Consider the following 20,664-nt stretch of genomic DNA (forward strand, 5'->3'; position numbering starts at 1 on the left):
TGGACGAGATACAACGGGAACGCCACAGTTAAGGTCAACGGTGTTGGCATAAGAGCGGCGAGTGTGGGACAGGAGGACCGGGCGTGGCGAAACCAGTGGTACCGGAGGCGGCGCGACGCAGGCGTCGGCCGACGAGACAGGGCACGGTGCTGTCCGAGAAGGTGATCGTGCACACCGCGCTGCGGATGCTGCGCGAGCACGGCAGCACGGGACTGACGGCACGCAGACTGGGCGCAGCGCTGGGTGCCGACCCCAGCACCCTCTACCGGTACTTCGCCGGCCTGGACGACCTGACCAGAGCCATCGGCGAGGAGCTGATGGGGCAGGCCCTGGACGCTTGGACGGCCACCGGAGAGTGGCAGACCGACCTGCGGTCCCTCGGCCGGGCCATCCACGCCACCTACCTCGCCCACCCTCAAGCGGCGGTCCTGACCGCAAGCCGAGTCACCGGCCGCCCCCGTGAGATCGCGGCGGACGAGACCATCCTCCGCATCCTGCGCACGGCAGGCTTCCCGGACGCGAACGCGGTCGTCGTCTATCACGCGTTCATCGACCTCGCCCTGGCCTTCTCTGCCCTGGACGCCGGATCCCTGACGCTGAGCGACGAGGCCCGCGCGGCGGACGAGCAGATGTGGAACTCCACCTACGCCGAACTGTCCGCCGACACCCATCCGCACATCGCGGCCACGGCCCGGCTCCTCGCCGGGCGGATGACACACAGTGCGTACCCCGTACTCCTCGAAACGTTGCTGAACAGCGCCGAAGCGGTGCTCGCCCGGACGCGCGCCCGACCCGTCGGATGAAACTGCAGCACTAAACCACCACTGGTCCACCGCCATGAACGACAGCCCATGAAAGCAGCCCAACCCTGCGCGATGCGTGAAGGGGCCCGCTGCCGCGGCCGGAGCTGTGGAACGGGGCCGTTAGGGTCGCTGCATGGCCACTCCTGACTTCATCCGCACGATCCGCGCCTCCGCGGGCCACCAGCTGCTCTGGCTCCCCGGGGTCACCGCCATCGTCCTCGACGACGACGGCAGAGTGCTGCTGGGGCGTCGTACCGACACCCGCAAGTGGTCGGTGATCGGTGGCATCCCGGATCCGGGTGAGCAGCCCGCGGCCTGTGCCGTGCGGGAGGTCTTCGAGGAGACGGCGGTGCGCTGCGTCGTCGAACGCGTCGTGCTCGTCCAGGCCCTGGAACCGGTCACGTACGCCAACGGCGACACCTGCCAGTACATGGACATCACGTTCCGGTGCCGGGCCGTCGGCGGCGAGGCCAGGGTCAACGACGACGAGTCGCTCGAGGTCGGCTGGTTCGGCATGGACGCCCTGCCGGAGCTCAACGAGTTCGGACGGTTCCGGATCAAGCAGGCACTGTCCGATGCACCCACGTGGTTCGACCCCATGAACTGAGCGCGAAGTATGGGTGGTGACCATATCGGGACGGGTGCGGGGGCTGCCTAGGGTCGAGACATGACCGCGCCCAGTGCCCTTCCGGGTCTCCCCGCCCCGCCTCTCGACCTCGGCGGCCGCACCGCCCTCGTCACCGGTGCCGCGAGCGGCATCGGCCGTGCCTGCGCGCTGCGGCTCGCCGGCGCGGGCGCCAAGGTGAGAGCGGTCGACCGGGACGCCGCGGGCCTGGACTCCCTCACCGAACAGGGGCGGGGACTGCCCGGCACCGTCGAGTCGCACGTCCTCGACCTGACCGACCTGGACGCGGCGGAACTCGTCGCCGCGGGCACCGACGTCCTGGTGAACAACGCGGGACTGCAACTCGTCCGTCCCCTGGAGGAGTTCCCGCCGGACGTCTTCCACACCGTGCTGACCGTGATGCTGGAGGCCCCGTTCCGGCTCATCCGCGGAGCACTGCCGCACATGTACGGACAGGGGTGGGGCCGGATCGTCAACGTGTCCTCGGTGCACGGCCTGCGGGCCTCGGCCTACAAGTCGGCGTACGTGTCCGCCAAGCACGGCCTCGAAGGACTCTCGAAGACCGCCGCCCTGGAAGGCGCCCCCCATGGAGTCACCTCCAACTGTGTGAGCCCCGCCTATGTGCGCACCCCACTGGTCGAGAAGCAGCTCGCCGACCAGTCGCGGGCGCACGGGATCCCCGAGGAACGGGTGCTCACCGAGATCCTGCTGCGGGACAGCGCCGTCAAGCGGCTCATCGAACCCGAGGAGGTCGCCGAGGCCGTCGCGTACCTGTGCAGCCCGCATGCGTCCTGTGTCACCGGCACCTCCCTCGCGCTGGACGGCGGCTGGACCGCCCACTGATGGACCCGCGGCAGAGTTGTCCACAGGGCTGGCGGCGCCGGCCCGCCGACAGGTAATCCTGTGAGCATGTCCCGCGATCACGTGCAGTCCGCCGAGCGCTCCGCAGCCGGCGCCGAGGCGCCCTTCCTGGAGCTGCTGGCCCGCGGCGCGTCCGCCGAGGCGTACGAGCAGCCGGTCCTGCTGGCCCGCGCCGAGGGCCGGCCCGCCGAGCGCGTCGCCGCGCTCGAGCAGGCGAAGCTGCTGGCGCTGCGCGTGCGCTCGGAGATGGAAGGGCGGCGCCGCCGCGAGGCGGAGCTCTCCGCGCTCTTCGCGACCGCGCACGACCTGGCGGGACTGCGCGACCTCGACGCCGTGCTGAAGGCGATCGTCCAGCGCGCCCGGTCGCTGCTGGGCACGGACGTGGCGTACCTCAGCCTGAACGACCCGGTCAGGGGCGACACCTACATGCGGGTCACCGAGGGTTCGGTGGCCGCGCGCTTCCAGCAGTTGCGGCTCGGCATGGGGGAGGGACTCGGCGGACTCGTCGCGCAGACCGCCCGCCCGTACGTCACCGACGACTACTTCGCGGACGGCCGCTTCCAGCACACGCACACCATCGACACGGGGGTGCGGGACGAGGGGCTGGTCGCGATCCTCGGCGTGCCGCTGATGATCGGGCACCACGTCATCGGGGTGCTGTTCGCCGCCGACCGGCGCGCGCGTGTCTTCGAGCGCGAGCAGATCGCCCTGCTCGGTTCCTTCGCCGCCCTGGCCGCGGCCGCCATCGACACCGCGAACCTGCTCACCGAGACCCGCTCGGCCCTCGACAGGCTGGGCCGGGCCAACGAGATCATCCAGGACCGCAGCGCGGTGATCGAGCGCGCCTCGGACGTCCATGACCGCCTCGCCGAGCTCGTGCTGCGCGGCGGCGGGGTCCATGACGTGGCCGCCGCGGTGTCCGAAGTCCTCGAAGGCACCGTGGAGTTCACCGAGGACGGCACCACCACCGACGCGGCCCTGGAAGCGTCGCGTGCGGAGGGGCACGCGGTGCGCCGCGGCGGCGACTGGATCGCCGCCGTGACGGCCGGGGGAGAGCTCCTGGGCGCCCTGGTGCTGCGCGGCCAGCCCCGCCTCGACCCCGTCGACCAGCGCACCCTGGAGCGCGCCGCGATGGTCACCTCCCTGCTGCTCCTCGCCAGACGCTCGGCCGCCGAGGCCGAACAGCGCGTGCGGGGCGAGCTGCTGGACGACCTGCTCGACTCCCGCGACCGGGACCCCCGTCTGCTGCGCGAGCGCGCCGCCCGGCTCCACGCCGACCTCGACGCCCGCCACGTGGTGCTCGCCGCCCGGCTCGACGGCCCGGCGGCCGACGCCGACCAGGAAGCCGCCGCCCGCCGGCGCCTGTGGTCCGCCGCGTCGCATCTGGCAGGCACCCGGCGCGGGCTGGCCGCCGCGCGGGACGGCGGCACCGTCCTGCTGCTGCCCCTCGACCCCGGCGACGCTGCGACGGACCTGGCCCGTCGCACCGCCGGACACCTCGGCACGGCCGTCCACGAGGCCGTCACCGTGGGCGCCTCGCCCCCCGTGGAGGACCTCGCGACCCGTCCCGACGCCGTGGCCGCGGCGTACGCGGAGGCGCTGCGGTCCCTCGAAGCCCTCCGGCTGCTCGGCCGCGCCGGGGACGGTGCGGCCGCCGAGGACTTCGGGTTCCTGGGACTGCTGCTCGCCGGGGACCGCGACATCACCGGGTTCGTCGAGCGCACCATCGGGAAGGTCGTGGCGTACGACGAGCGCCGCGGCACCGACCTGGTGCGGACCGTCGACGCGTACTTCGCGTGCGGCATGAGCCCGGCGCGCACCAAGGACGAGCTGCACGTCCACGTGAACACGGTGGCGCAGCGACTGGAGCGCGTGGGGCGGCTGCTCGGGGACGACTGGCAGCGCCCGGCACGGGCGCTGGAGATCCAACTCGCCCTGCGCCTGCACCGGTTGTCGGCTGCGGCACAGCGCTGACCCTCGTACGCGTCGGCGTACGAGGGTCGGTGGCACGTTCCCGGGTCAGACGGGCCGTACGTCCGCCGACGGCGCCGCCGGGGCGGGCTCCGCGTCGGACGGGGTGTCCACGTCGGACGGGGTGTCCACGTCGGTCAGGTCCCGGTGCCGGGTCTCCTTGGCGACGCCCACCGCGATCAGCGTGAGGACGACCGCCGCGATCACGTACAGCGCGATCGGAGTCGAGTCGTCGTACTCGGCCAGCAGGGCGGTCGCGATGAGCGGGGCGGGCGCGCCGGCCGCGACGGAGGCGAACTGGGCACCGATGGACGCGCCCGAGTACCGCATCCGGGTCGCGAACATCTCCGAGAAGAAGGCCGCCTGGGGCGCGTACATCGCTCCGTGCAGCACCAGGCCGACGGTCACGGCGAGGATGAGGCTGCCGAAGCCGCCGGTGTCGATCAGGCGGAAGAACGGGAACATCCACAGCCCGACTCCGGCCGCGCCCAGCAGGTAGACGGGGCGGCGGCCGACGCGGTCGGAGAGGGCACCCCAGGCGGGGATGACGGCGAAGTGCACGGCGGACGCGATGAGCACCGCGTTGAGCGCCGTCTGCTTGGAGACACCGGCGGACGTGGTGGCGTACACCAGGATGAAGGCGGTGATCACGTAGTAGCTGATGTTCTCCGCCATGCGCGCGCCCATCGCCACCAGCACGTCGCGCCAGTGGTACCGCAGGACGGAGACCAGCGGCATCTTCTCCGGTTCCGCGGCCGGGGCGCCGGCGGCCTCCGCCGCCTTGCGGGCCTGCGCCTGCGCCAACGCCTCCTTGAACACGGGGGATTCGTCGACGGACAGACGAATCCACAGACCGACGACGACCAGCACGCCGGAGAGCAGGAACGGGATGCGCCAGCCCCAGGAGCCGAAGGCGTCGTCCGACAGCGTGGCGGTCAGCAGCGAGAGCACTCCGGTCGCCAGCAGCTGTCCGGCAGGCGCTCCCGTCTGCGGCCAGGAGGCCCAGAAACCGCGCCGTTTCGCGTCCCCGTGCTCCGACACCAGCAGTACGGCGCCGCCCCATTCGCCGCCGAGCGCGAAGCCCTGGACCAGGCGCAGGGTGGTCAACAGCACCGGGGCAGCGACGCCGACGGTGCCGTACGTGGGAAGCAGGCCTATCGCGAAGGTCGCTCCGCCCATCAGCAACAGGCTCAGCACCAGCAGCTTCTTGCGGCCCAGGCGGTCGCCGTAGTGTCCGAAGACGAGGGCGCCCACCGGGCGGGCCGCGAACCCGACGGCGTAGGTCAGGAACGAGAGCAGGGTTCCCACGAGCGGTTCGGAGTTGGGGAAGAAGAGCTCGTTGAAGACGAGCGCGGCGGCCGATCCGTAGAGGAAGAAGTCGTACCACTCGATGGTGGTGCCGATGAGACTCGCGGCGACGATGCGCTTGAGGCTGGACGGGGCTGGCGGAGCGGTCGCGGGGGAGGACATCGGCACCACTTCCTGGCGTTCGACGGGGACGATTGCGTGTCGCCACACCGTAGAAACGCGCAGGGCAGAGGCGTATGTGGTGGGACACCATAGTTCTGCGCGTGAGAGTGCGCACGCTCCCCATGTCTGCGGTGCGGGGGTCCCGGTGATGGCGTCGGTCAGGTCGCCGAGGAAGGCGTGAACGCGGCGGCCACGGCATCTCCGAGCTGAGCCAAGACGTCCCTGGAGAGCTGCACCGACCCGGTGAACGAGAAGAACGCGTGGGTGGCGCCCTTGACCGGAAGGTGCTTGACCGGCACGCCGGCGTCGGCGAGCTTCCGCGCGTAGCCCTCGCCCTGGTCCCGCAGGGGATCGTGTTCGGCGGTGACGACGACGGCGGGAGGAAGCCCGGCCAGGTCGTCGGAGCGGGCCGGGGAGACGCGCGGGTCGGCACCTTCGTCCGGCGTGTTGAGGTAGAGACCCCAGAACCACTCGAGCCAGCTGCGGCTCAGCAGCGGTCCAGCCATGTTCTCGTACATGGAGGGGCTGTCGTCGAACCGGTCGACCGCCGGGTACGCCAGCACCTGAATGGCGATCCGGGGTCCCCCGCGCCGCTGCGCCTCCTGCACGAGGACCGCGGCGAGGTTGCCGCCGGCGCTCTCGCCGAACACCGCGATGTTCTGCCCGTCGCCTCCGAAGCTTCCGGCGTTGGCCGCGACCCATGTCAGGGCCGCGTAGGCGTCTTCGATCCCCGCCGGGAAGCGGTGTTCGGGCGCGAGCCGGTAGTCGACGGAGACCACGATCGTGCCGGAGCGGTTGGCCGTGATGCGGGCGATGTGGTCCTGGCTGTCCAGGTCTCCGAGGACCCATCCACCGCCGTGGAAGAAGACCGTCACGGGGAGCGGCCCGGAGCGCGGGACGGTGGCGGGGGTGTAGATACGGACGGGGACCTCGAGGCCGACGGCGGAGGCCACGGCGTCGTACACGCCGCCGACCGGCTCAAGGTCGCCCGCGAGGACGGAGAGGTTGCTCGCGAGGTCGCGGTTCTGCCTCACCGTTCGGCTCTCCGGTGCCGGTTCGCCTCCTTCGGCCAACTTCCCGAGCAGGGCGTCGATCTGGGGGCGCCGGCTCCTTCGAGCGCTGGGAAGCACCCATCAGGTCGGGGCTCGCCCGCATGCAGGCTCGCGGGGAGCTGAGCGAGCGCGCCGACGTCGCCGCCTTGGCCACCACCCTGCTGGCCGCCGTCCAAGGCGGCATGCTGCTGTCCCAGGTCCGCCGGTCGAGCACCGCATACCGGCATGCCGTATCGACGGTCATCGACCACATCGAGAGCTACGTCGTTCGATACCGCTTGCATCCCGTTTCAGGACTGCTCTGCCTCGCGAGGGGCCGCCCCAAGGTGTGGCTCCTCACGTCGGCGCCTCGTGGTTCCCCGCGCAGTCTTGGTCCCAGTCGCCGGGGCAGGGGACATCCGTGGGGTGAGCCTCGTCGCATCGGGGCGGGCGAGGCTTGCTATGCAACGAGTTGCATAGCAGGATCGGCGTCATGGCGCTCGAACAGGCGATCCTGGTGTCGCTCCTGGAAAAGCCGGGATCCGGCTATGAACTGGCCCGGCGTTTCGAGCGGTCCATCGGCTATTTCTGGACCGCGACGCACCAGCAGATCTATCGCGTGCTCAAGCGCATGGAGAACGACGGCTGGGTCGACGTCCGGGACGTCCCGCAGCAGGGGCGGCCGGACAAGAAGGAGTACTCCGTCGCCGACCTCGGACGGGCGGCGCTGTCCTCCTGGCTGCGCGATCCGATCGAGCCGGAGAGCGTCCGCCACGACCTGGCGGTGAAGATCCGAGGCGCCGCCTTCGACGACCCCGCCGGCCTGATCCGCGAGGTGGAGCGACACCGGCAGGCACACCGGGGCCGGCTGGCGCACTATCTCGCGGGCGAGGCAAGGGACTTCACGGGGCCAGAGGCGGAGGCAGCCGGTACGCGGGCGCCGCTCGACGCGCAACGAGAACTCCAGCACGTCGTCCTGCGCGGCGGTATCGCGTATGAACGGATGATGATCGACTGGCTGGACGACGTACTCGTCACGCTGGCCCGGTTCGGTCCGGGCCGCTGATCGGCGCCGCGTCCCAGACGCCCTGCGGCCTGCCGCTCCTCCCGGGCCGGCCCGCACCCTCCGCAGCTCCCGGTGCGACCCGTGCCCTCCGCCGCTCCCGGGCCGGTCCGCCGCCCCCTCCGCAGCGCCTCCCGGGCCGCACCGCCCAGCCGTCCAACCCGATGTCCGCCCTCACCACTGCCGAAAGGCCCCACCATGGCTGACCAGCTACTGTTCAACCCGCGCGGCTACGACCCCGCGCACTTCGACCCCGAGACGCGCCGCCTGCTGCGTGCCACCGTCGACTGGTTCGAGGAGCGCGGGAAGCGGCGGCTGCTGGAGGACTACCGGACCCGTGCGTGGCTCGGTGACTTCCTGGCCTTCGCCGCGAAGGAGAACCTGTTCGCCACCTTCCTGACGCCGTCGTCCGCCGCGGGGGAGGGGGAGCCGGACAAGCGGTGGGACACCGCCCGGATCGCCGCGCTCAACGAGATCCTCGGCTTCTACGGCCTGGACTACTGGTACGCCTGGCAGGTGACGATCCTCGGCCTCGGTCCGGTCTGGCAGAGCGACAACGCCGCCGCCCGCACCCGCGCCGCGGAACTCCTCGCCCAGGGGGAGGTGTTCGCGTTCGGTCTGTCCGAGAAGGTCCACGGCGCCGACATCTACTCCACCGACATGTTGCTCGAACCCGACGGCGACGGGGGCTTCCGCGCCACCGGCTCCAAGTACTACATCGGCAACGGCAACGCGGCCGGACTCGTCTCCGTCTTCGGCCGCCGCAACGACGTCGAGGGCCCCGACGGCTACGTGTTCTTCGCCGCCGACAGCCGACACCCGGCCTACCACCTGGTCAAGAACGTCGTCGACTCCTCGAAGTTCGTCAGCGAGTTCCGTCTGGAGGACTATCCCGTAGCGGCCGCGGACGTCCTGCACACCGGCCGCGCGGCCTTCGACGCCGCCCTCAACACCGTCAACGTCGGCAAGTTCAACCTGTGCACAGCCTCGATCGGCATCTGCGAGCACGCGATGTACGAGGCCGTCACCCACGCCCACAACCGCATCCTGTACGGCCGTCCCGTCACCGCCTTCCCGCACGTGCGGCGCGAGTTGACCGACGCCTACGTCAGGCTCGTCGGCATGAAGCTGTTCAGTGGCCGCGCCGTCGACTACTTCCGCTCCGCGGGCCCGGACGACCGCCGTTACCTGCTCTTCAACCCGATGACGAAGATGAAGGTGACCACGGAGGGCGAGAAGGTCATCGACCTGATGTGGGACGTGATCGCCGCCAAGGGGTTCGAGAAGGACAACTACTTCGCCCAGGCGGCGGTCGAGATCCGCGGTCTGCCGAAGCTGGAGGGCACGGTCCACGTCAACCTGGCGCTGATCCTGAAGTTCATGCGCAACCACCTCCTCGACCCGGTCGAGTATCCCGGCGTCCGCACCCGCCTCGACGCCACCGACGACGACTTCCTGTTCCGGCAGGGGCCGGCCCGCGGCCTCGGTTCGGTGCGCTTCCACGACTGGCGGCCCGCCTTCGAGGCATACGCGCACCTGCCCAACGTGACCCGTCTGCGCGAACAGGCCGACGCGCTCTGCGCGTTCGTCACCACCGCCGCCCCCGACGCGGAACAGAGCCGCGATCTCGACCTCGCCCTCGCGGTCGGCCAGCTCTTCGCCCTCGTCGTGCACGGGCAGCTCGTCCTGGAACAGGCGGCCCTCACCGGACTCGACGAGGACGTGCTCGACGAACTCTTCGCCGTGCTCGTGCGGGACTTCTCCGCCCACGCCGTCGAACTGCACGGCAAGGACTCGGCGACCGAGGCGCAGCAGGAGTGGGCGCTGGGCGCCGTGCGGCGACCGGTCGTCGACGAGGCCCGCACGGGGCGGGTCTGGCAGCAGGTCGAGGCGCTGTCCGGCACGTACGAGATGGCCCCGTAGACGCGCAGTGCACATCACCGGAGGCCGGGCCGCTAGAGCCCGGCCTCCGGTCTGTCAACGCTCGGCTCTCTCCGAGATCCTGGCTCAAGGCTCCGGCCGCCCGCAGGAGGCGCATGCCGCCGCACGGACTGACGGTCAGTCAGCCGTGCGCCACGGAACCGCCCCGAGAGATCCTCTTTCGGCGATGTGTGCCGAATCACCCCTTCCAGTAGGCGCCCAAGTTGTCTGCGTCACAGCGGAAATGTCCCTTTAGCGTCCATGCTTGCCAGGACAGCGACTCCCGAAGCGGACCCCTCCTCATGGGCACGAAGCCCGAAGTGGCCCATGGCGCAGCCCTCGTGACGTTCCTCCGCGTTCCCCTGGAAAGGTGCCCATCATGACCGCATACCTCTGTCCTCCTGCCGTCATACACGGCGAGCACACCGTGGAGACCAGCCGGATCGTGGCGGAGGTGCGCGACCGGCACCCGCACGCGCCGTGGGCGCCGCGGATCGACGGCATCGCGGCCAGTACGGGCATCGAGACCCGCGGGTGGATGCTGCCGCTGGAGACCGTACTCGCGCCCGGCAACGGCGGCGGCCTGGGGGCTGTCGGCGCCGGGCCCGCCCAAGAGGCGCTGGTCCGTGACGGGTTCACCCAGCAGGACGTGGACCGCGTGATCGCCGCGCTCGAGGCGATACCCGCGCCGCAGACCGTCGAGGAGCGCACCGCGCCGGCCTGGGAGGCCGTGCAGTCCTACGGGGAGCGGGCGGCGCGCGGGGCCCTGCAGATCGCCGGGCTGGACGCCGCGGACGTCGACTGCCTGATCACCAGTCACTCCACCACCCCGGCGCTCCCGGGTCTGGACATCGCCCTGGCCAACAGGCTTCCGCTCCGCAACGACGTGCTGCTGCTGCCGGCCACGCAGTGGGCCTGTGTCGCCGGGACCCGCTCCCTGGCCCTGGCGGCGGACCTCGTGGCCGCGGACCCCGACCGGGTGGTCCTCGTCGTGATCGCGGAGGCGCTGAGCACGACCTACCAGCCCGCCGACGACACCCTCGAGTCCCTGATCGTCCGGTTGCTGTTCGCGGACACCGCGGTAGCCGCGGTGGTGACGGGCCGCCCGAGGCGGGAGTCGGCCGTGCGGCTGGATGCCGCCTGGCACCACACCCTGCCCGGCACCCAGGACCTGCACCGCCTGGACACGCGGGCGGACGGCACCCACTTCGTGATGGACCGCCGCGGGCCGCGCGCCGTGCAGGAGACGGTCACCGCGATGTGGGAGTGGCTGCGCCTCCGTTACCAGGACGACCCCGACTCCTGGCACCCCGACGTGCTGCTCGCGCACCCCGGCGGTACCAGGGTGCTGGAGTACATGGAGCAGACGATGCCCGACGCGTGGCCGTCGGGGCTGCTGGACCACAGCCGGGACAGCTACACCAGCGGCAACCGCGGAGGCGCGGCCGTGTTCGACATCCTGCGGCGGGCGCACGACGCCGGGCAGAAGCCGGGCAGCCGCGCCGTCCTGTACGCGGCGGCTCCGGGCCTCACCGCCACCGCGCTTGAAGGGGAATGGCTGTAGGACGAGCCCAGGCGAACCCCGCCGGCGGACGGGACGCCCGCATCATCGGGCACGCCACCGGTCCCGCAGGCGCGGCGGCGTCACCTCGCGACCTGCGCCCAGACCACCTTGCCGGTGTCCGTCCACCGCACCCCCCACCGGGTGGTGAGCTTGTGCACGATGTGCAGGCCCCGCCCGCCGTCGTCGAGAAGTCCGCCCCGGCTCAGACGCGGCCTGCCGTTACCGGTGTCGCCCACCTCGCACAGCAGGCCGTGACCGCCCCTGATCAGTCGTACCGTGATGGGACCGCGGGCACAGCGCACCGCGTTCGTGACCAGCTCGCTGACCAGCAGCGTCGCGTCGTCCCTGATGTCGTCCCTGGTGCGCCACTGCCGCAGCAGCGCGGAGACGTGCGCGCGGGCACGGGCGGGCGCGTCGTCGCGGGCGGGCAGCCGCCAGGTCGCGGTGTCCCCCTTGCGGTAGCCGATCATGCGGGCGAGCAGCAGGGTCACGTCGTCGCGCTGGCGCGCGGGCGCCAGCGTGGAGACGACGTGCCGTGCGGCGTGCTGCAGGGCGTCCCAGGGGTGCACCGTGGACACGGCATCCGCCAGCCTGCTGATGCCCTCGTCGATCAACAGCGCCGGATCCTCCACCAGGCCGTCGGTGTAGAGCGCGAGCAGGGAGCCCGGGGGCGCGCCGAACGTGTGCACGTCGAACGGCTCCCGCAGCGCGAACTCGGCGCCCAGGCCGGGGTGAGGGCGGACCGCGAGTGGGCCCGCGTGCCCGTTCGGAAGCACCAGGACCGGGGGCAGGTGACCGGCGCTGGAGAGCGTCACGTCGTGGCTGACCGGGTCGTAGAGGGCGATGCAGCAGGTCGATCCGAGAGCGCTGTAGCCGGCCGCCAGCCCGGACTCCGCGTCGTCCAGCAGCGTCACGGTTTCGTCCAGGTGCTCCAGCACCTCGTCGGGTGCCAGACCCGCGGACAGCAGCGCGCGGGCCTCCATGCTCAGCTGGCCCATGGTCGCCGCTGCTCCCAGGCCGTGTCCGACGACGTCTCCGACCACCAGCGCGGTACGGCCGTCCGGCAGCGGAAAGCTGTTCACCCAGTCGCCGCCGACGCCCGCGCTGTCGGGGGTGGCGGGTTGGTAGACGCTGGCGATCTCGATGGTGGCGCCGCCGGTCCGGGGCAGCAGGCGGCGCTGCAACGCCAGCACCTGCGTGTGCTCCCGCTGGTGCTGACGGGCCAGGTCGACGTGATGGGCGGTCCTGGCCACCAGTTCCTGAAGGTCGAAGAGCTCGCTGTCGCGGAAGGGGCGGTCCGCCCGCCGCCAGACCTCCGCCACGCCCAGCACGACGGTCGGCGCGCCGACCAGGACCAGCGGTATGCACGCCACACTCGCCGACCGGTCACCGGGCACCAGGGCCCGTATCACCCGCGCACTGCCGAGCACCCGCTCGACCGCCTCCCGGTCGGGTATGACGATGGCCTGCGGGGCGTCGTCCCGCCGTACCGCCTGCGCCAGCAGGCGACTCGCGTCGCTCGGAAGATCGTCGCCCGGAAGCACGTACCCCTCGGGCCAGGCCCGGTCCGGCACCAGGGCCGCCCGCCGTAGCCGGATGCGGCCCTGCGCCTGCTCGGTGACTCCCTCGCCCGTCCATACGGCGAAGTCCAGGTCGACGGCGGCCACGTCTCCCCAGGCCAGCAGGGACTCCGCCAGTGACTGCGCGGTCTCGGCGATGTCGAGCGAGGTGCCGATCGCGGTCTCGGCGGCGTACAGGTGCAGCCGCCTGGCCATGGCGATCACCGAGACGGTCAGGCCCTCATGGGGCGCCGCGGCGGGCAGGATGCTCATCGAGACCACCAGCTCCGACCCGTCGCCGCGCCGCAGGCGCTGGATCCTGGCGACGTGCGCCTCACCGATCTCCAGGACCTGCCGCAACCGCCGCGTGACCGTCGGTACGTCCCCGGGGGGCAGGAGATCGGCGAACGGAATCCCGGCCGCGGCGACCAGGCCCGCGAAGACGGGGGCGTCCAGATTGCAGCGGGTGATTCTCAGATCCCCGTCCAGATTGACCACGCCGAGGATCTGGTCGTGACGGTCGGACGGTGGGTCGTCGGGTACGCGCCGGCGGGTGCCGCGGTCGCCCCGCGCGTCGGCGGGACCTTCGGCCGCTTCCTCCGCGCCGCGCGGGATGTAGCGTCCCAGGGCGCTGCTGACCTGCTCGAACGGCGAAGAGGACGAGGGGGACGGTGTGGAGTCCATGCGGCTCTCTCGGCAATCCCCGGCGCAGCGCCGGGGCCGTACTCGGACCCGTGCGACGGGGCCCCGAGATCCCTGACCGCACACCTCATTGAACAACACCGGGGAGTGCTTCGCCCACACCGGCGGATCGCACGCTGAACGCCGGAAGTGAGGGAATGCCGCGGCAGGTGGAGCCGTGTTCCGGGTCTCCCGGCCGCCTCACTCAGGCGAGGAGTTTCGCCTTGGCCCGGTCGTACTCCTCCGCGCTGATGTCGCCCCTGCTCTTCATCTCGGCCAGCCGCGTCAGGCCGTCCACGTGGCTGCCGCGGCCGCTGCCGGAGTCCGCGGACGCCTCCTGCACATACTTCCGGAACGCCGCCTCCCGCTCCCTGGCCTCCTCGGCGTCCCGCTTGCCCATGGTGCGGCCGCGGACGATGAGATAGACGAACACGCCGAGGTACGGGAGGACGAGGACGACGATCAGCCACAGGGTTTTCGCCCCTCCGCTCAGCGAGTGGTCCCGGAAGATGTCGGTGACCACCTTGAAGAGCAGGAAGAACCACATCGTCCACAGGAAGAACCACATCATCGTCAGGAAGACGTCGAGCAGCGGATAGTCGTCCATGGGCCCGCTCCGTTCGAGTGCTGTCCCCCACAGACAGTCATACCGCGACCCCCTTCCCGCCGCACCCGGTGGCCGCGCTCGCTCCGGTGCGGCCGTCGCCCTGTCTGCGGGCCGGCGGCCATCTCGCGGCCGGCTCATCGGGGGCCCGGGCCGCTGGTCCGATCGGACGAACCCGCCCGGTCCGCTCCCCGGAGGGTGGTGTGCCGGACAACCCGCGCGCCGCGGCCCTGATTGCGTGACCTCCGCAGCCGGGCGGACCAAGCCGCGCAGCGAGGAGGCAGGCATCATGGATTCCACCGTGGAAGCACCGCCGGATGTCATCCCGTCGGATCTGCTCAAGCGTCAGGCCGGCCTGCGGCCCGGCACGGTGGGCCGGTTCGTCGATCGCCACAAGCGGCCGCGTGAGGACGCCGCGGGGAGGTGACCGGAACCGGTGGCCCGAGCACTCCGAGCCGATCCCCGCGGTGACCCGGCGGCGGTGACGGGTGCCGCGTTCAGAGTTCCAGGATGCGGGCCTTCTGTGCCGCGAACTCCGCCTCGGAGAGCACCCCTTGTTCCTTGAGCTCAGCGAGCTCCTTCAACTGCGCGATCTTGGTGTCCATCGACGCTGCGGCCGCCGGCTCGGCCGCCGGCTCGGGCGCCGGAGCGGGTGCCGGAGCGCCGTAGGCCTGCTGGGGCGGCGCCGCGGGGGTCTGTTCGTAGTCCTGCTGCGCCCACCGGCCGGCCTGGCGGCGCGAGACGCGGTTGGAAACGGCGGTGGCGGTACCGGAGATGACTGCGGTGCGGGCGACCCCGCGGAGCAGACCGGGCATGGCAGGTGTCCTTGTCGTGGGGCGGGCGTCGGCCTAGGAGGGGGATCCGGCCTCGACGGATTCCAGAGTCGCCAGGAGGTTCTCGGCCGGGATCCTCCCGTTGGCGACCATCCGGGCTCCGCTGCGCCGCAGGGCCGCCGCCAGCGGTGCGGCCCACACGTTCTCGTACACGATGACGCCCGCGGAGTTGCCGGGTTCGAGGACCGCGGCGGCCTCCCGGAGGTCGTCCTCGCCGAGCAGGCCGGAGGAGGCGCCCTCGAACACGGCCAGATCGAGTTCCCCGTCGCCGTCCATGTCGGTGAGCTCGAGCGCTCTGACCGAGCCGTCTTCGTCCTTGCGGACGAAGGACAGGTCGAGGATGCGGATGATGTGCCGGTCGACGAGGTCGAGCAGGAGGGGCATGCCCTCCCCGGTCATGCGATTACCGGGAAATTCCAGGATCAGGTAATCGACAGGTCCCATTTCCGAGAATGCGTCGACGCTCATACGGACTCCTCGCCTGGCGGCCTTCTGCCTCCGACGGCGCGTCAGCCGTGCCTCGATGGACGCGCTCGTCGCCGCCTCAATTCCAACACCGCAGGACCTCGTACGCACCTTCGGGGTGAAGGCGGGCCACCGCCGCCAGGCAGCGCGTGGCCCGCAGATCGGCCGCCAGCGCTCAGGGCGCCGCCCTGCCCGGTGACCTCCGCCCAGTCGATCCTCCCCACGGGCATCCTCGGCGGCTGAGGAGTACCGCACACGAGAGCGTCCCCGTCGGCCGGCGGAGCCCGCGGCCGACGGTCCCGCGCGCACGTGATGTCAGCCGGTGCCGAGGAAGCGCACCAGTTCGTCACGGAAGGCGGGATCGCGCACCGCCTGCATGTGGTCGCCGGGCACCAGGCGCAGCCTCCCGTCCGGGAGGGCGTCCGCGAGAGTCTGCGGCCGGGCGGCGAGAGGGTCGTCCCGGCCGGCGAGGACGAGCGTCGGGGCCTTGACCGCGTCCAGCGGTATCGGCCGGTCGTGCGCGGCGGTGACCTGCGCGGCCAGCGCCTTCCGGTCACCCCCGACGGCGTCGACGAAGGCGCGGAAACCGGCGGCCGCCGGATCGGTGACCGTGGCAGGATCGTCGGTGCCGAGCGCGTGCAGCAGCGCCGGGCGCCCGACGGCCCGCGTGTCGACACCGCCGAGTTCGACCACGGCGGCGCCCACCCCGCCGACCACCAGGCGGCGGACGCGTGGATCGCGTACCGCCGTGAGCAGGGAGACGATCGCTCCCATCGAGTAGCCCACCAGGTCGTAGGACGCCTCCCCGAGCAGGTCGACGAGCGCGCGGACGTCCTCGGCCATGCGGGCCTCGCCGTAGCGGGCCGGATCGTGCGGCTTGTCCGACCTGCCGTGCCCGCGGGCGTCGATGGTGGCGACCCGGCGGCCGGCGGCCGTCAGCGCGGCGACGATACCGGGAGCGACCCAGTTGGACTTCCCGTCCGCGATGAAGCCGTGCTGCAGCAGCACCAATGGCAGGTCCGAGGTGCCCGGCCACACCTCGTAGGAGAGGCTGACGCCATCGGGGGCGGTGAAGACCGGCATGCGTGGTCCTTTCTCGAACGGCGGAGGACGTGAGGCTGCGCCCGCGAGCGTACTGACCGCGCTCCCGCCGTCGACCGGCCGAGACCGACCGGCTGCAGAACACCGAGTCCTTCCGCGACGTGGCGGAGATCCTGCGCGCCACCCTCAGCGGGGTCCCCTGGCAGGCGCTCGGCGTGATGACCGGCGCCTGCCAACTGGCGCTGGACCACGCCACGGAGCGGGAGGAGTTCGGCCGGCGAGCGGGGACGGAGCGGGTCAGGCGCGCCGCTCCGGTGGCGCGGCCTCGCCTCAGACGGTGCGCGTCACGGTGAAGTGCGCCCCGTCGGGGTCCGAGAGGACCGCCTCGGTGGACCCGGTGCCGCCCTGCCGCGCGGATCCGCCGTGGGCGCGGGCGGCTCGGGCGCAGGCCTCCACGTCGTCGACCGCGAAATGGATCTGCCAGTGGGGCCGCAGGGTGGGCTCGGGGGCGGCTCCGAGGGCGCCGGAGTGGATCCGGGCGACCACGTCGCCGCGGCTGCGCAGCACGACCTCGTTCTCCTCGTAGTCGACGTCGCAGCAGCCGGCGCGGTCGGAGGCCCAGTCGAGGACCTCGCCGTAGAAGATCGCCGCGTCGAAGGCGTCCCGCGTGTGCAGCCGCACGAAGGTGGGAGCCACCCGGCGCCAGTCCTCCCAGCCGGTGACGAGCTTGCCCTCCCAGATCCCGAAGACCGCCCCGTCGCGGTCGGCCAGCAGGGCCGCCCGCCCCGGAGGGAAGGCGATCGGCCCCACTGCCGTCGTACCGCCGCGTTCCTGACTGCGCGACACGGCCTCGTCCGCGCTCGGCACGGCGAAGTACGGAGTCCAGGCGGCGGCGATCTGCCACATGGACGCCACCGCGGCCACTCCCGCCACCGGGACTCCGTTCACGTGCGCGACCTTGAACTGGTCGCCCAGCTTCACCGAACGCCACTCCCAGCCCAGCACCGCCGCGTAGAAGTCCTGGGTGGCCCGCAGGTCGCGTGCGGTCAGGCTGACCCAGCACGGGGCCCCGAAGACCGACTGGCTGAAGTAGACCTGGCTGCGAAGCGTTCTGTCGCTGTTCATGGTCGTCGCACTGCCGTTCTGTTCTTGTGGCCGGCCCCTGAGTTCAGAGCCGGGTGCCGAAGCGCTCCCACACACGATGCTGGCCGAGCAGGCCGGTGACCTGTTCCAACACGCCCGTGCCGGTTTCGGCGGTCACCACGCCCGGAGCGTCCACCGGGATGCCCGCGGCCGTCAGGACGGCGTCCGCGCCGGCCCAGCCACCGATGGCCTTGCCGTGCCGGAAGGCCTCCGCCAGCATCAGTGTCACCCGCGGGTCCGCGGTCGCGCCGACGGCGCCGTCGCCCGCCTTCGCGTCACGCGCCCCGAAGGCGTCCTTTGCGGGACCCGGAACGCCTGCCAGAAGCAGCGCGTCGCACTCCACGGACCTGGCCGTGGCGAAGGAGCGCTGCACCGTGACCGGCTCGCCCTCCGCGTCCAGCTTCCCGCCGGCCGGGGCGATGACCAGCGGCACCATGCCCGCCTCCAGGACGGCCTTCTGCACGGCGCGCACACCGTCCAGGTCGCCCTGCTCGTCCGTCACGATGCCGATGACGCGCCCTTCCAGCGGCCAGACCTTGCCCAGCTGGGAGAGGGCCGGGCTCGGTTCCGGCGTCACCAGGGGTTCGCTGGCCTCCGGGGCCGGCAGCCCGAGCCCGGCGGCGACCTGCCCGCACAGCTCGGGGTCGATGTTGGCGAGCACCTGGAGCGCCCGCTCCTTGATCGCCTGCTCGTAGCACTTGCCCAGCTCGAACGTGTACGCGCCGACGATGTGCTCGCGCTCCGTCGGGGTCATGCTGAGCCAGAACAGGCGGGCCTGGCCGAAGTGGTCCGAGAACGACACGGGCGCCTGCCGGACCTTGCGGGCCGCGGGCACCTCTACCGGGGTCTCGATGTACGCGCCGGTGTCCGCACCGGCCAGGAACGGGCAGCCGCCGTCGAGGGAGTTGGGCTTGTAGGGGGCCACTCCGGTGTGCACCGCCGTCTGGTGCATTCCGTCGCGCAGCATGTCGTTGACGGGGGCGTGGGTGCGGTTGATCGGGAGCTGGCCGAAGTTCGGGCCGCCCAGCCGGCTGATCTGCGTGTCCAGGTAGGAGAAGAGCCGTCCGGCCAGCAGCGGGTCGTCGGTGACGTCGATGCCGGGGACGAGGTGCCCCGGGTGGAAGGCCACCTGCTCGGTCTCCGCGAAGTAGTTGGACGGGTTGGCGTTCAGCGTCAGCATGCCGATCGGCTGCACCGGCGCAAGCTCTTCGGGCACGATGTTGGTCGGGTCGAGCAGGTCGATGCCCTCGAAGGTCTGGTCCGGGGTGTCCGGGAACGCCTGGATGCCCAGCTCCCACTGCGGGTACGCGCCGGCCTCGATCGCGTCGGCCAGGTCCCGCCGGTGGAAGTCCGGGTCCGTGCCGTTGATGAGCTGGGCCTCTTCCCACACGAGCGAGTGGACGCCGAGTTTGGGCTTCCAGTGGAACTTCACCAGGGTGGTCGCGCCCTCGGCGTTCACCAGCCGGAAGGTGTGGACGCCGAAGCCCTCCATCATGCGGTACGACCTCGGCAGGCCCCGGTCGGACATGTTCCACAGGGTGTGGTGGGTGGCCTCGGTGTGCAGGGTGACGAAGTCCCAGAATGTGTCGTGTGCGCTCTGCGCCTGGGGGATCTCCCGGTCGGGATGCGGCTTCCCGGCGTGGATGACGTCCGGGAACTTGATGGCGTCCTGGATGAAGAAGACCGGGATGTTGTTGCCGACCAGGTCGAAGGTGCCCTCACTGGTGTAGAACTTCGTCGCGAAGCCCCGGGTGTCACGCACGGTGTCCGACGAGCCGCGGGACCCGAGCACGGTGGAGAACCGTACGAACACCGGCGTCTCGGCGTCCTTCGCGAGGAAGGCCGCCCTGGTGACGTTGGCGGCGGTCCCGTAGCCCTGGAAGACGCCATGAGCGGCCGCGCCGCGGGCGTGCACCACGCGCTCCGGGATGCGCTCGTGGTCGAAGTGGGTGATCTTCTCGCGCAGATGGTGGTCCTGGAGGAGGACGGGCCCGCGGGCACCGGCCTTCAGGGAGTGGTCCGTGTCGTGGAGACGGGTCCCCTGGGCCGTGGTCAGGTAGCCGCCCCCCTGAGCCATGTCGGCCGGGGCGGCGCCGGTCGGCAGACCGGTGGGGCTGACCGTCTCGGGGGACCCCTGATCGGCCTTGGGCGGGAGCGGCTCACGCGGCTCGGTGGGCTCGGCGACCCGCGGCGGCTGCACGGCCGGCCTGCCCGGCACGGAGTCGGGCGCGCCGGCCTCACGGATCGCGTCGACGACCTGCTCGGCCTTCGCCTTCAGGGGGTTCTTCTCGCTCATCACACTTCCAAGGGGTCGGAGGTCCCGCCTGGGTACCCGGGCCCCGCTCGTCGAACCGCCCGTCGACGCAGGTTCACCGGCCGTCGAGCCGCTGCCGGCGGGGCGGAGGGCGAACCGCACGGCAGCGACGGTGCGCACCACCCCGGCGAGAAGTCCAGCGGTGGCGGGTGCGCGAGGTGAGATGCCCGACACCACGACTCCGCCGGTTCTGCCGGCCGAGTACCCGGTGGGCCCGGGCCAAACGGGTACTCGGCCCCGGGCCGTCCCGCCCGCGGACCGCCGCCGCCGGGTTTCGCGGCGGCGAGGAGGGGGACCCGGCCGGACAGACAGGTACGAGCGTGCAGCATTGGCAGTCCCGCGCGCGCGGGGCCCGGAGGCAGAAGGAAGTTGGAGTGCCGTGACCGCGGACGTCCGTAATGACAACAGCATGCGCCGGCCCGAGACGGGCTGGGCCGAGGCACGACGTGGGCGCGCAAGCGCCATACGCACCTGCGTGGCCGCCCGGGCCGAGAGAGACAGCCGGCAGGCGCAGGCGGGCTCCGACTGGAACATCGTCAGGGGCGAGGACTGACCGGCGTCGCGTGCCGGCGAAGGACCCGCGAGGGCAGGCAGGGGAAAGAACCAGGGGCCGGAGAGGCGCATCGTCTCTCCGGCCCCTGTGCCGCGCGCGTCCGTCCGAGGGGCGTCGGGCCCGTGTGGGGGAGGGGCACAGGGGAACCCGGACAGCCGCTCCG

Annotated in this window: 17 protein-coding genes and 1 pseudogene; 9 read left to right on the forward strand and 9 right to left on the reverse strand. The window is 71.9% G+C overall.

Features of this window, described 5'->3' with window-relative positions; genetic code table 11:
• The first annotated feature begins 83 nt into the window (after window positions 1–83).
• From AC0ZLC_RS06850 to AC0ZLC_RS06865, 4 genes are all read left to right on the forward strand, one after another.
• Complete coding sequence (locus AC0ZLC_RS06850; protein ID WP_476750975.1) at window positions 84–803, forward strand: TetR/AcrR family transcriptional regulator; 720 nt, start codon at window positions 84–86, stop codon at window positions 801–803.
• A gap of 133 nt (window positions 804–936) precedes the next feature.
• A complete protein-coding gene (locus AC0ZLC_RS06855) occupies window positions 937–1,410 on the forward strand; it encodes an NUDIX hydrolase (RefSeq protein WP_358852173.1) in 474 nt (157 codons plus the stop codon).
• A 60-nt stretch (window positions 1,411–1,470) separates the two neighbouring features.
• Window positions 1,471–2,271 carry a 3-hydroxybutyrate dehydrogenase gene (locus AC0ZLC_RS06860; protein WP_358852172.1) on the forward strand — a complete coding sequence of 267 codons (801 nt, stop codon included), beginning with the start codon at window positions 1,471–1,473 and terminating at the stop codon, window positions 2,269–2,271.
• Window positions 2,272–2,337: 66 nt separating this feature from the next.
• Window positions 2,338–4,263, forward strand: coding sequence for a helix-turn-helix domain-containing protein (locus AC0ZLC_RS06865; protein WP_476750976.1), 1,926 nt, complete (start codon window positions 2,338–2,340; stop codon window positions 4,261–4,263).
• Window positions 4,264–4,308: 45 nt separating this feature from the next.
• Here the strand turns inward: AC0ZLC_RS06865 and AC0ZLC_RS06870 are convergent, their stop codons facing one another.
• Complete coding sequence (locus AC0ZLC_RS06870) at window positions 4,309–5,730, reverse strand: MFS transporter (protein ID WP_476750977.1); 1,422 nt, start codon at window positions 5,728–5,730, stop codon at window positions 4,309–4,311.
• A gap of 158 nt (window positions 5,731–5,888) precedes the next feature.
• A complete protein-coding gene (locus tag AC0ZLC_RS06875) occupies window positions 5,889–6,764 on the reverse strand; it encodes an alpha/beta hydrolase (RefSeq protein WP_476750978.1) in 876 nt (291 codons plus the stop codon).
• Between the two features lie 14 nt (window positions 6,765–6,778).
• Here AC0ZLC_RS06875 and AC0ZLC_RS06880 point away from each other — a divergent pair.
• The 4 genes and pseudogenes from AC0ZLC_RS06880 to AC0ZLC_RS06895 form a co-directional block, all read left to right on the forward strand.
• Window positions 6,779–7,009: pseudogene (locus AC0ZLC_RS06880) on the forward strand (TetR family transcriptional regulator C-terminal domain-containing protein); the annotation flags it as partial.
• Window positions 7,010–7,254: 245 nt separating this feature from the next.
• Window positions 7,255–7,827, forward strand: coding sequence for a PadR family transcriptional regulator (locus AC0ZLC_RS06885; RefSeq protein ID WP_476750979.1), 573 nt, complete (start codon window positions 7,255–7,257; stop codon window positions 7,825–7,827).
• Window positions 7,828–8,022: 195 nt separating this feature from the next.
• Entirely contained in the window at window positions 8,023–9,747 is a 1,725-nt protein-coding gene (locus AC0ZLC_RS06890; protein WP_476750980.1) for an acyl-CoA dehydrogenase family protein, read from the forward strand.
• A 376-nt stretch (window positions 9,748–10,123) separates the two neighbouring features.
• Complete coding sequence (locus AC0ZLC_RS06895) at window positions 10,124–11,308, forward strand: type III polyketide synthase (protein WP_476750981.1); 1,185 nt, start codon at window positions 10,124–10,126, stop codon at window positions 11,306–11,308.
• 80 nt (window positions 11,309–11,388) lie between these two features.
• Here AC0ZLC_RS06895 and AC0ZLC_RS06900 read toward each other — a convergent pair whose 3' ends face one another.
• Together AC0ZLC_RS06900 and AC0ZLC_RS06905 are read right to left on the reverse strand one after the other, a co-directional pair.
• The gene (locus tag AC0ZLC_RS06900) at window positions 11,389–13,551 is read right to left on the reverse strand and encodes an ATP-binding SpoIIE family protein phosphatase (RefSeq protein WP_476750982.1); all 2,163 of its coding nucleotides are present in this window, start codon (window positions 13,549–13,551) and stop codon (window positions 11,389–11,391) included.
• Between the two features lie 202 nt (window positions 13,552–13,753).
• The gene (locus AC0ZLC_RS06905) at window positions 13,754–14,155 is read right to left on the reverse strand and encodes an SHOCT domain-containing protein (protein WP_476750983.1); all 402 of its coding nucleotides are present in this window, start codon (window positions 14,153–14,155) and stop codon (window positions 13,754–13,756) included.
• 286 nt (window positions 14,156–14,441) lie between these two features.
• Here AC0ZLC_RS06905 and AC0ZLC_RS06910 point away from each other — a divergent pair, with 286 nt between their 5' ends.
• On the forward strand, window positions 14,442–14,579 hold the full coding sequence (locus AC0ZLC_RS06910; protein ID WP_476750984.1) for a hypothetical protein: 138 nt from the start codon (window positions 14,442–14,444) through the stop codon (window positions 14,577–14,579).
• A gap of 70 nt (window positions 14,580–14,649) precedes the next feature.
• On the opposite strand, the gene AC0ZLC_RS06915 is transcribed toward AC0ZLC_RS06910, so the two are convergent.
• The 5 genes from AC0ZLC_RS06915 to AC0ZLC_RS06935 form a co-directional block, all read right to left on the reverse strand.
• Window positions 14,650–14,967, reverse strand: a complete 318-nt coding sequence (locus AC0ZLC_RS06915; protein WP_476750985.1) for an SHOCT domain-containing protein — start codon at window positions 14,965–14,967, stop codon at window positions 14,650–14,652.
• A 33-nt stretch (window positions 14,968–15,000) separates the two neighbouring features.
• Window positions 15,001–15,453, reverse strand: coding sequence for a DUF6325 family protein (locus AC0ZLC_RS06920; RefSeq protein WP_476750986.1), 453 nt, complete (start codon window positions 15,451–15,453; stop codon window positions 15,001–15,003).
• Window positions 15,454–15,765: 312 nt separating this feature from the next.
• On the reverse strand, window positions 15,766–16,533 hold the full coding sequence (locus AC0ZLC_RS06925; RefSeq protein ID WP_476750987.1) for an alpha/beta fold hydrolase: 768 nt from the start codon (window positions 16,531–16,533) through the stop codon (window positions 15,766–15,768).
• 288 nt (window positions 16,534–16,821) lie between these two features.
• Complete coding sequence (locus AC0ZLC_RS06930) at window positions 16,822–17,616, reverse strand: VOC family protein (protein ID WP_476750988.1); 795 nt, start codon at window positions 17,614–17,616, stop codon at window positions 16,822–16,824.
• A gap of 43 nt (window positions 17,617–17,659) precedes the next feature.
• A complete protein-coding gene (locus tag AC0ZLC_RS06935; RefSeq protein ID WP_476750989.1) occupies window positions 17,660–19,930 on the reverse strand; it encodes a catalase in 2,271 nt (756 codons plus the stop codon).
• Window positions 19,931–20,664: the final 734 nt, after the last annotated feature.

Source organism: Streptomyces sp. GLSS-08 (genome assembly GCF_056387915.1).

Coding starts and splice junctions, on each gene's coding strand:
- AC0ZLC_RS06870 (WP_476750977.1), bottom strand. CDS start 5,730: ATGTCCTCCCCCGCGACCGCTCCGCCAGCCCCGTCCAGCCTCAAGCGC.
- AC0ZLC_RS06925 (WP_476750987.1), bottom strand. CDS start 16,533: ATGCCGGTCTTCACCGCCCCCGATGGCGTCAGCCTCTCCTACGAGGTG.
- AC0ZLC_RS06915 (WP_476750985.1), bottom strand. CDS start 14,967: ATGCCCGGTCTGCTCCGCGGGGTCGCCCGCACCGCAGTCATCTCCGGT.
- AC0ZLC_RS06860 (WP_358852172.1), top strand. CDS start 1,471: ATGACCGCGCCCAGTGCCCTTCCGGGTCTCCCCGCCCCGCCTCTCGAC.
- AC0ZLC_RS06900 (WP_476750982.1), bottom strand. CDS start 13,551: ATGGACTCCACACCGTCCCCCTCGTCCTCTTCGCCGTTCGAGCAGGTC.
- AC0ZLC_RS06930 (WP_476750988.1), bottom strand. CDS start 17,616: ATGAACAGCGACAGAACGCTTCGCAGCCAGGTCTACTTCAGCCAGTCG.
- AC0ZLC_RS06910 (WP_476750984.1), top strand. CDS start 14,442: ATGGATTCCACCGTGGAAGCACCGCCGGATGTCATCCCGTCGGATCTG.
- AC0ZLC_RS06895 (WP_476750981.1), top strand. CDS start 10,124: ATGACCGCATACCTCTGTCCTCCTGCCGTCATACACGGCGAGCACACC.
- AC0ZLC_RS06855 (WP_358852173.1), top strand. CDS start 937: ATGGCCACTCCTGACTTCATCCGCACGATCCGCGCCTCCGCGGGCCAC.
- AC0ZLC_RS06935 (WP_476750989.1), bottom strand. CDS start 19,930: ATGAGCGAGAAGAACCCCCTGAAGGCGAAGGCCGAGCAGGTCGTCGAC.
- AC0ZLC_RS06920 (WP_476750986.1), bottom strand. CDS start 15,453: ATGAGCGTCGACGCATTCTCGGAAATGGGACCTGTCGATTACCTGATC.
- AC0ZLC_RS06905 (WP_476750983.1), bottom strand. CDS start 14,155: ATGGACGACTATCCGCTGCTCGACGTCTTCCTGACGATGATGTGGTTC.
- AC0ZLC_RS06865 (WP_476750976.1), top strand. CDS start 2,338: ATGTCCCGCGATCACGTGCAGTCCGCCGAGCGCTCCGCAGCCGGCGCC.
- AC0ZLC_RS06890 (WP_476750980.1), top strand. CDS start 8,023: ATGGCTGACCAGCTACTGTTCAACCCGCGCGGCTACGACCCCGCGCAC.
- AC0ZLC_RS06885 (WP_476750979.1), top strand. CDS start 7,255: ATGGCGCTCGAACAGGCGATCCTGGTGTCGCTCCTGGAAAAGCCGGGA.